This window comes from Calothrix rhizosoleniae SC01 (assembly GCF_900185595.1).
In the GTDB taxonomy this organism is placed as follows: Bacteria; Cyanobacteriota; Cyanobacteriia; order Cyanobacteriales; family Nostocaceae; genus Calothrix_A; species Calothrix_A rhizosoleniae.
On the sequence record NZ_FYBH01000354.1, the window covers coordinates 1 to 9,436 of the forward strand.

Below are 9,436 nucleotides of genomic sequence, written 5' to 3' on the forward strand. Positions count from 1 at the left end.
CCAACCTACTTATCTCTAAAAAATTTAGGATTAACTGATTCTAAAATTGAGCAAGAAGGTACTGCTTTAATTGTATCAAGCTCTAAATTAAAATTGCTAAAAGAAGACCAACAAAAAAAGCCGATTGAATTAGTTGAATGGGAAGAAGAATCAATATATTCCGTGTTTGTAGACCATAAATGGATAGAGCCTAATGAAAATATAGAAGAAGAATATTTATTTGTAATTAAAAGAACTAATTGCTTCCTTAAACTTCAATTACGATTAGTCTCAAAGAAAATAGAATGGAATGAAGTAAAAGTTTTTTATAATATTCAATAGCTTTTTTAGAAGTAAGTAAAATTTCAGGAGAAAGGTCAATGCAAGAAAAATCTAAAAGAACAACAGAAATAGGAGACTTACAACATAATAATAATAAATCCTATTCGCCTGATGCACAGAAGTTTGAAGACCCTAATAAGACGAAAAGAATTGAGACTATGAAGCGTAGAAGATATGTTACTCTGCTCGGAGATAGTCACAGATTGTCGCAGCAAGGTCTTCTAGAAAGATTTGAATTGAATGAACTCAAACAAACAAAAGTTTATCAAGAAGCAAAAGCAGAAGGTTTACAGGAAGGTAAACTTGCAGCCGTACCTCTGCTATTAAAAGCAGGAATGAAACCTGAAGAAATCGCGGAACAATTAGGTCTTGATTTAGCTGTAGTTCAAAAAATTGCCCAACAACAGTAAAGCGATGTGGGTTACGCTTGTGGGAGATTACAAAGTAACCACCAAAAGCGCGATCGCAGTTTGAATCAGGAACCTCATATGGTTAGCAAGGAACTACTAAAATTCTGGTTTATTCGGGAGTAAAAACACTAAAGTAATATTTTTTACATTTCTAAAGCTATCATAATTCTCCCTGCTGAAATTGAGTTAACAACCAAGCTATAACCTGACTTTGGTCTGTTTTTCGAGTCATGTGAAATGCTTCATTTAATAGGGAAATTTCCAGTCCTGTTAACACCTGAGATTGTGTGATACGCTTACTACCACCATCTGCAATCGCAAAAGCTATAATCCGCACGTTTTGTACATCGAGAATCCAGTATTCTCCTACTCCTAAATCCTCATATAACAATCTCTTCTCACCTTGGTCATCAGCCAGAGAAGTTTTTGCTACCTCTATAACTAAAGTGGGTGGTGGGTAAATATCAAGATTAATTATGGAAGTGCCGTAAGGAATTACATTAGCATTGTCACCAATATAATATGATACATCTGGTTGGGCTTCCTGATAATCTGTTTTACGGTAAGTACAGTTATCTTTACCATTCATAGGGATACCTTTGATGGCAGCAAATAAGCTTACGGCAGTTATGATAACTGTATGGTCACTAGCATGGTCATTTCCTACTGGTGGCATTTCAATCCTCATTCTTCCATCTTGATAGTATCCCTTAGCTTTGGCATAAGCTGGATTTTCAATCACCTGGATATATTCATCCCAGCTAGCTGTTACCCAAGCATCAGTGAGGATTTTGGTGTGGAGTTCCTGCATAAATTACCTCTAATAATTAAAATTATAGGCGATCGCTCCCGATTCTACTTGTATCCTGACTTTGACCCATATGCCTCATGGGGAGAAACAAAAAGCCGCGATCGCATCTATGCATGGTTCATTTTAGGAACATCGCCTTTGATGTCAAATTAACAATAATGCCCCCAAGCATCAACCAGTGTGCGAACCGATAGCCTTTTCTACGAAATCTTCCAAACAGACCCCAGTATGGTCTTTGAAAATCATTTTCATCTATCAAAAAAAGGGTTATGGATGGTAGGGGTATAGCCATTACGGGGCTGGGTACATCTACACTATCAAACCATAGATGGATAAAATAAAAAAGCGCCAGATGTTATAGTGCATTATCCGGCGCACATTACGCATATGGTGCATCATTATCCTATATCGCAGCACCATTCTAAACAGTTAAAGTATTATATGACCAGGGGGGTAAACCTATGCAGGGTTTACCCCTCTGTATAATAAAAACTTCATTTATCTATGCACAAACATTCTGAGTTTGCATATGATAAAGCTTTGTGATTGCTCAAGAAGAAGAATTTTTTTGTGGGTGACTAGCTAGAAAATAGGGTTTAGGTGTTAGGGGTTGGGAGATAGGGAAGAGGTATTTTCTTCTTGGTTGTGTACAAACGTACATGAGAAATTAACTTGAAAGTGAGTGGTAATTAGGGATTTGTATAGACTTGTATCCATAACTGTACAAAATCGCTTAATTATGTACACAATCAACAAGTCTAAAAGTCACCATTGTGACCTTTTACCTTGAGTAATGATTGACTACCCATAACTAAATCATGGTGCAACTCAGTGCAAAAGCCAAGGAATTAATTGCTAAAGCTCGGATTGTCGGCTTTGCGTCTTGGCAAACAACCCACCCACAAACAGCGATCGCAATTTTTCAAGCAGCAGATGATGAAGGGCGTTATCTCACGGATGAAGATTTACAACAAATTCAGGTATTGTCACCTGGTACTTCAGTTTTAATTCCTGTAGCAAAAATGTTACGGGATTGCATCACTGAAATTGTAGATGAGGCTAGGGCTAAGGTATTACAAGCATTTCCCAATATTCTTCAACCAGGAGGGGGTCTTTATCCTCCATTCCGTGCAGAAGCTTGCTGGCGAGATTTTTGGCATTTTTCTCGCTGTATAAATTATGGCATTGCTGGTGGCTCTCACCAATTTACTAGTGAGCAAGGCTTGGGGTATATGAAATTACTATATGAAGAGTTAAATGTCCCTTTAGATGCTATGGTACTGGGCTTAGAAGGTATAAAAATTGCCAGTTTGCAACGTGTAGAGCCAGAACAGCAACGAAATCTTGCTCCTTATTTTGACCATTTAATTTACCAACTCTCTCATTTCCAGGATTCTTAAGGAAGAATCATTCAATTTTGGATTTTGGATTTTGGATTTTGGATTGACCAGAAGAAACAGGAGAAATGCTGTTTTCCCCCTGCTCCCTGCTCCCTGCTCCCTGCTCCCCTTCTTCTTTATGACCCTACAGCCAAAGGCTGGAAATAATGATAGTCACCATAGCCATTCTCAACTTTGAACATTTTGCAAATATTAATTGGTAATAATTTCCAGTAGTAATGAAAATTAGGTGCAATTATATCTATGGCAAAAATAACAATTAATTCTATCTCCATTGACCCCAGTACTCAGAGGAGTACAATTGGTTTTAACTCTTTAATGAGTGTTGATAGTTCTGATTCTAACTATATTCTGGTTCAAACCTCCGCACCCCTCAATCGGGAGCAGAAAAACCAATTAACTAATTTAAATATCCAAATTTTGGAGTATGTACCGGAAAATACTTATATCTGTCGTTATACTCCCTCTGATTTGAATGCCATTATTAACTTACCCTTTGTAGAATGGGCAAATATTTACTTGGAAGGGTTTAAAATTCCACCTAAATTGCGTAGTAGTTCGGGAACTCCAGACAAGGTAAACCTACTGCAATTGAGGTCTGTGGAAACAAGTATGTCTCGCCAACCTCAAACTGTGACAGTAGTACTACATCAAAATGTTACCATTGATGATGACCTGGGCGAGACTCCACAGGAATCGCTACGCGATCGCATTGCATCGGCTGCTAGAATTGACCCCCAATCTCTGCAACTTAGTGGTAATTCAGTGCGGCTGTCAGTGCAACCCCAGTACTTGGAAGATTTGGCTCATATTGATGAAGTACGGCACATTGAAGAGTATGTAACACCACAGTTGTTTAACAGTAAGGCTCTGGAAGTATTGTCAGCAGACAAAACTCACAATCAGACTCACTTAGAAGGGGAGGGGGAAATTGTTGCGGTTGCCGATACTGGTTTTGACAAGGGTACTATGGATGACGTTCACCCCGCCTTTACTGGTAGGGTCTTAAGACTTTATGCTTTGGGGCGGAATACAGCCACAGACCCCGATGGACATGGTACCCACGTAGCTGGTTCCGTATTGGGTGACGGTCATTCTCAGACAATGGGAGGCGAAGTTCGAGGAACTGCACCCAAAGCTATGTTAGTGCTGCAATCTATCCTCGATGCTACTGGTGGATTAGGAGGATTACCAGGAGACTTAAACGATTTATTCCGAATCCCTTATACAGATGATGGTGCTAGGGTACATACAAACTCCTGGGGAGCCGCCAATAAGGGGATGTATAATATCTATTGCCAACAAGTAGACAAATTTGCCTGGGAACACCGAGACATGGTAATTTGTTTCGCAGCAGGTAATGATGGACGCGATCGCGATCTAAATGGAGCGATCGACAATGGTTCTATTGGAGCACCAGGAGCTGCAAAAAATTGTATTACTGTGGGAGCTTCTGAAAATAATCGACCGGAGCAAGCCAAGCCATATAGTAGTTTGCAGATATATAAATCTGAACCCATAGCCTCTGATGGTTGGTCTACTAATCCAGAAGGGATGGCAGCTTTTAGCAGTCGCGGACCGACAAAAAATGAACGTATCAAGCCAGATGTGATTGCTCCGGGTACGGCAATTCTTTCTAGCCTTTCCCGAAAAGCAACTCCGAATAATATGTTTGGTACTTCTGATGATCCCAACTATTTCTTTTTGGCTGGAACCAGCATGGCTACACCTTTAGTAGCGGGATGTGCGGCGGTGGTGAGGGAATATTTCCGTAAGCAACACGAAATCAAGCCTAGTGGCTCTCTAGTTAAAGCTATGTTGATTAATGGAGCCCAGGATATTAGTGGCCAATATGTGCCTTCCGAAGCAGGGGAAATTCCTAATTTTGCCGAAGGTTTTGGTCGGGTAAATTTAGCTGCTACCGTGGGACCAAGAGGGGAAAACCAACGGGTCATTTTCCAAGATGAAGCTACAGAATTAGATACTGGGGAAGAGGAAAAAATGGAGGTGGAAATTACTGAACCAAAATCATTATTAAAAGCAACTTTGGTTTGGGTTGATTATCCTGGAGAGGCATTACAGAATGACTTAGATCTAATTGTACATCATAGTAATGGGGAGGAACGCCACGGCAATATGCCACCATCATCAGCAGAGTTTGATCGTTTCAATAATGTGGAACAAATTATGTGGCAAGATGTGATGCCGGGTAAAGTGGAGGTTATAGTCCGTGCCCATCGCATCTTACATCCCCAATCATACAGCCTGGTTGTCAGAGTTGTTGCTGGTGAGACGGGTAGTTGTTCCGAAGGATTATATTAGGGGGTTTGATATCATGTCCGTTTAAAAACTTATGATTAGGACTGTAAGGGGGCAGGGAGAAGGGCGCAGGGGGAGAAAGAAATATCATAAGTAATCAGGTGGATATGATATGAAACCTTGTTTTGCTGCGCCCCACAGCAGGGAGAATGCCGTTTTCCCCCTGCTCCCTGCACCTTTTCTCTATGCTTCTTCTGGTCACTCCTTCATCTCTGCACTGAGGCGACGGAAATTAAAGTCCTTAGCACTGGGATGACAACTCACACAGCTATTAATCTGAGCTGGGGTGGAAAATTCCACTTTAGGATGTAAAGCCTGGAAAAAACGGGATTTCCTGACGCGATAAGGTATGGGTTCCTCCTTGAATAGAGGACGAGAAAAAGTAGATAAATACCTCCACACTAAAATACGTGGCGGGTCTACCAAAGGTTTTAATGTTGCACCATAATGTTGGGAGTCCTGTAAGAGATTTTTCCAAGTTTGGCTGGGTAAAACTTCTGGCGGTAAAGCAATATGACATTTAGAGCAGTTTTCTAAATACAGTTCTTGTCCTAATTTATGCTTGGCTGGCACCACATCTACTGTGCCAATTTCATTAGCAGTAGTAGGAGTAGGAGTAGCACCTTGAACATTACTGGCTAAGGATAGTAGCCATCCCATAGCCAAACTCCAAACCAGGACTAATACAAGTAAACTGACTGATTTTCCCTGTCGTTGGCGGCGATGTCTAGGGGAAACCCTCTGATGACGAACGCGACGTTTGATCAAATTTGCCATACACCTGAGACTCCCTCGGTTGATAAAACTTTCCCAGCATTCATCAGGATACTCCCTTGCAATTTTAATTTAGAGGGTTGATTTTCTGGTTTGAGGTTGATATTTCCAGGTAAAATACCTGCTGCGGATAGAATGGCAATTACTGATAAACAACCTAATAAAAAAATAAAATTATATTAATTTGGTTGTGACCTAATTCTGCTGGGGAAGGGTGGAAATTATTTGTGCTTGTCAGTACTTGGGTCGATGAATTGCTGACAGGTGTCGTAGTTAATTCTTCTAGAACTTCATCTACAGACTGATACCTATTTCTGTAATCGTAACGTACCATGTGACTGAGAATATTAACTAAGCGATCACTCACTTGTGCTGACTGACACCAAATTATCTCGCCATTGGTATCTGTTTGTAAATCCTGGGGTTCAATACCCGTGAGCATTTGGATTGCAGTTATACCCAAAGCATAAATATCACTATTCAATTGGGGATTCCCTTGAGTTTGTTCTATAGGAGCATAGCCTAGGGTATAAATTTTTGTTGGTGGAGTTTGCACTTGGGTAGATGTGGTAGTTGTCACAACTTTTTGGATTGCTCCAGCACCAAAATCAATTAGCACTAATTGGTTATCTGAACTACGCCTAATAATATTGCTGGGATTAATATCGCGGTGAATAATTTTTTTGCTATGTACAACCCGCAGAATTTCCAGAATCTCTGTTAATAATTCAACTACGTATGCTTCTGATTTGTTACCCTGCTCCAACTCTTCCCTGAGAAGTTCTCCAGGGACAAACTCCTGAACTAAGCAATATTCTTGCTTCTCTTCCCAGTAATCAATAAAGTTGGGTATTTGCGAATGTCCATTTAAGGTTTTGAGAATGGCGACTTCTCGTTGGAATAGTCTCTGGGCTATAGCATATTGACTTGGATCGTTACTAGGAAAGGTAAAATGCTTGAGAGCATAAAGGTGATTGTTATTACTTGCTAATGTCACCAAGTAAGTAGTTCCGAATCCTCCTTTCCCCAATTCTTGGACGATTGTATAACCCTTAAGTGGAACTTGCGACAATCTTGTCATTAAATTTTGGATTTTGGATTTTGGGTTGACCCCACTGATAAGTCAGGGGGCTTGTACCATCAAGAAATTATTGATTATACAAAGGGAAACCAGCCTGTGAAAGCTGGACTATTATACTAGTATAATTACTACCGCAGTAAATATTTTACTCTATAAAAATATTACTTGATCAATTTAAATTGTTACATAACAGAATTATGATGCAGATAAATCAGACTTCATTGTTTTATTTAATTATTTTTATCTGCGTATTGCTATTAGTTTTATCTGTATTTTTTCCTAATATCCTTTCTTGGTTAGTAGTACTGGTTTTTGTCACTTTAATATCGAAGTTCTGCTTCGATGGTATTCGCATGAGACAAAAGATGCTTGATAATAATTCATTGGAGCAAATTGTTAACAATCTCAATTCTGAATTAGATCAAGTTTTGAGAAACTTTTCTCGGAATCAATTGTACAAAATCAATAAACTATCTATTTTAGATAGAATTTATCGCCAGAGTCATGAACTACAAATTTGGGAGAAAAACCAACGTTATTATCAAGGTTTACCCAACTTATTATTAGCATTTGGTTTATTGGGTACCTTTGTCGGTATCACCATCAATTTATTTCTCCTTAGTCGCAACACAGGTGGGCAAATACCTTTGGATAAAACTTTAGAAGATATTATTGGTTCAATGGCAATTGCCTTTATTAGTAGTCTAGTATCATTAGTTAGTAGTTTAGTTCTGACAAAGTTTTATCCAGCCTATGATTTAGAGATTCAGAAAAATAATATATTGAATCAATTAGAATACTATATAGAAAATGAATGTAATTTTTTTTTAGACTTGCCAAGCATTCAGGAAAAAATAGACGATTTGATTCAAGCTTTAGTCAAGTTTCCCCAAAGTATCCAAGATTTAGAAAAATCAGTATCTAATTCTTCCCAGAATCTGATAACAAGTGTCAATACTTTTCAAGTAAGGACTCAAGACGCTGGTAATATCATCAACAATAGTGCCCAGACATTAAATAGGACAATTAATGATTTTACCAATGTAACTCAAGATTTTGCCAATTTTACTTCTACCCTGAAGATATCATCATCATCTCTAGAAAAGACTACCATCGCACTGGCAAATTATACTCAAAATTTACAAACAATTATTAATATTTTAAACAATAGCTTATCTAGGATACAAAACTTGATTCAAAGTAATCATAATGAACTTGCTAATGTATCTTTACGGCTAGAAGAAAATGGCAATTCCCTTGTATCCTCAACCCAAACATTTAACATCAATGCTTCTCAAGTCAAAGAATCATTAAATAATCATACAGGTCAAGTCAGTATTCACAATTCTCATTTACAAAAATTATCTACCCAAATCGTTAACCATAGCCAAATTTTAGAAGGTATTCAGCAGGATTTACAAGGTATACTGAATAGCTTAAAAGCAAATAATTAATCAGAAAATAATATTTATATGTCCAGAAGATTGAAACCTAGCCTCACTCCAGACAACTTTAATATTTGGACTTCTTTTACAGACTTAATGTCCAATGCTTTTATGGTGCTGACCTTGCTTTTATTATTAACTATGTCTAAAATTCCTAGTTTCAATCGCCAAAAAAAATTACAACCAGCCAATGATAACCAACAGAAAATAATTGTTCTCCCCGCAGAAGAATATAAATTTGCCTCTGGTAGTGCGCAATTACCGAAGAACCTCAGCCAAGATATCCAAAAAAATCCTCATGATGGCAAAATTCTCAAAGCAATTAAACAACAACTGAATAATGCTCAAAAAAAAATAGATATTATTGAAGTGATTGGCCATACCGATGGACAAAAAGTTGGTTCACTTCAGTGTCATAATAAATTAGGAATGAGCCGTGGTAATTTAGACCAAGAGTTGGAAGCAGTAGCCACCCAAACCAAGAATGTTGCTATTTTATGTCCAGGCTCCAATACCGATTTAGGACTGATGAGAGCTTTGGCTGTAATTAAGGAGCTACAGAAAGCACAAAATAGAGAAAATAAGGGGCGATTTAAACAAGTTACATTTAGAGCATATTCAGCCGGGCAATTACTATTACCTCAAAATGGCGGCTTTGCTCAACCAGAAAGAAAGGAAAATAAACAGAGACGAAGAATTGAAATTAGATTTACTCAGTTAGCTCAGGAAACTACTCCCAAATAATGTTTGCAACATATAAATTTTTCGTAAGGGCACCGCACCAGTAAGATACTTTTATATATTGAAAGATTGTGGATGCCGTGCCTCTACACATCTGTCCCATTCTTTTTTCAAGAAGTACCAAACTCATAAAT

The 9,436-nt window shown here is 38.4% G+C and carries 9 protein-coding genes; 6 read left to right on the top strand and 3 right to left on the bottom strand.

Features of this window, described 5'->3' with window-relative positions:
* Positions 1–321 (top strand): hypothetical protein (locus tag CALSC_RS26675; RefSeq protein ID WP_159460663.1); only part of this gene is annotated, 321 nt, incomplete at its 5' end.
* 38 nt (positions 322–359) lie between these two features.
* Complete coding sequence (locus CALSC_RS27630; protein ID WP_235006885.1) at positions 360–731, top strand: RpnC/YadD family protein; 372 nt, start codon at positions 360–362, stop codon at positions 729–731.
* A gap of 160 nt (positions 732–891) precedes the next feature.
* On the opposite strand, the gene CALSC_RS21650 is transcribed toward CALSC_RS27630, so the two are convergent.
* Positions 892–1,542, bottom strand: coding sequence for a Uma2 family endonuclease (locus tag CALSC_RS21650; RefSeq protein WP_088243333.1), 651 nt, complete (start codon positions 1,540–1,542; stop codon positions 892–894).
* Positions 1,543–2,360: 818 nt separating this feature from the next.
* Here CALSC_RS21650 and CALSC_RS21655 point away from each other — a divergent pair.
* Together CALSC_RS21655 and CALSC_RS21660 are read left to right on the top strand one after the other, a co-directional pair.
* Positions 2,361–2,942, top strand: a complete 582-nt coding sequence (locus CALSC_RS21655; protein WP_088243334.1) for a globin family protein — start codon at positions 2,361–2,363, stop codon at positions 2,940–2,942.
* A 243-nt stretch (positions 2,943–3,185) separates the two neighbouring features.
* Complete coding sequence (locus CALSC_RS21660) at positions 3,186–5,264, top strand: S8 family serine peptidase (RefSeq protein ID WP_088243335.1); 2,079 nt, start codon at positions 3,186–3,188, stop codon at positions 5,262–5,264.
* A gap of 195 nt (positions 5,265–5,459) precedes the next feature.
* Here the strand turns inward: CALSC_RS21660 and CALSC_RS21665 are convergent, their stop codons facing one another.
* Together CALSC_RS21665 and CALSC_RS21670 are read right to left on the bottom strand one after the other, a co-directional pair.
* On the bottom strand, positions 5,460–6,038 hold the full coding sequence (locus CALSC_RS21665; protein ID WP_088243336.1) for a cytochrome C: 579 nt from the start codon (positions 6,036–6,038) through the stop codon (positions 5,460–5,462).
* 154 nt (positions 6,039–6,192) lie between these two features.
* Entirely contained in the window at positions 6,193–7,116 is a 924-nt protein-coding gene (locus CALSC_RS21670; protein WP_088243337.1) for a serine/threonine-protein kinase, read from the bottom strand.
* A gap of 197 nt (positions 7,117–7,313) precedes the next feature.
* Between CALSC_RS21670 and CALSC_RS21675 the strand changes: the two genes are divergently transcribed.
* Complete coding sequence (locus tag CALSC_RS21675; RefSeq protein WP_143288335.1) at positions 7,314–8,570, top strand: hypothetical protein; 1,257 nt, start codon at positions 7,314–7,316, stop codon at positions 8,568–8,570.
* Positions 8,571–8,588: 18 nt separating this feature from the next.
* Positions 8,589–9,305, top strand: a complete 717-nt coding sequence (locus CALSC_RS21680) for a flagellar motor protein (RefSeq protein ID WP_088243339.1) — start codon at positions 8,589–8,591, stop codon at positions 9,303–9,305.
* The last annotated feature ends 131 nt before the right edge of the window (positions 9,306–9,436 follow it).

Bases quoted from the DNA above. Each gene is read 5' to 3' on its own strand.
- CALSC_RS21675 (WP_143288335.1), top strand. From the start codon at position 7,314: ATGATGCAGATAAATCAGACTTCATTGTTTTATTTAATTATTTTTATC.
- CALSC_RS21655 (WP_088243334.1), top strand. From the start codon at position 2,361: ATGGTGCAACTCAGTGCAAAAGCCAAGGAATTAATTGCTAAAGCTCGG.
- CALSC_RS21650 (WP_088243333.1), bottom strand. From the start codon at position 1,542: ATGCAGGAACTCCACACCAAAATCCTCACTGATGCTTGGGTAACAGCT.
- CALSC_RS21670 (WP_088243337.1), bottom strand. From the start codon at position 7,116: ATGACAAGATTGTCGCAAGTTCCACTTAAGGGTTATACAATCGTCCAA.
- CALSC_RS21660 (WP_088243335.1), top strand. From the start codon at position 3,186: ATGGCAAAAATAACAATTAATTCTATCTCCATTGACCCCAGTACTCAG.
- CALSC_RS27630 (WP_235006885.1), top strand. From the start codon at position 360: ATGCAAGAAAAATCTAAAAGAACAACAGAAATAGGAGACTTACAACAT.
- CALSC_RS21665 (WP_088243336.1), bottom strand. From the start codon at position 6,038: ATGGCAAATTTGATCAAACGTCGCGTTCGTCATCAGAGGGTTTCCCCT.
- CALSC_RS21680 (WP_088243339.1), top strand. From the start codon at position 8,589: ATGTCCAGAAGATTGAAACCTAGCCTCACTCCAGACAACTTTAATATT.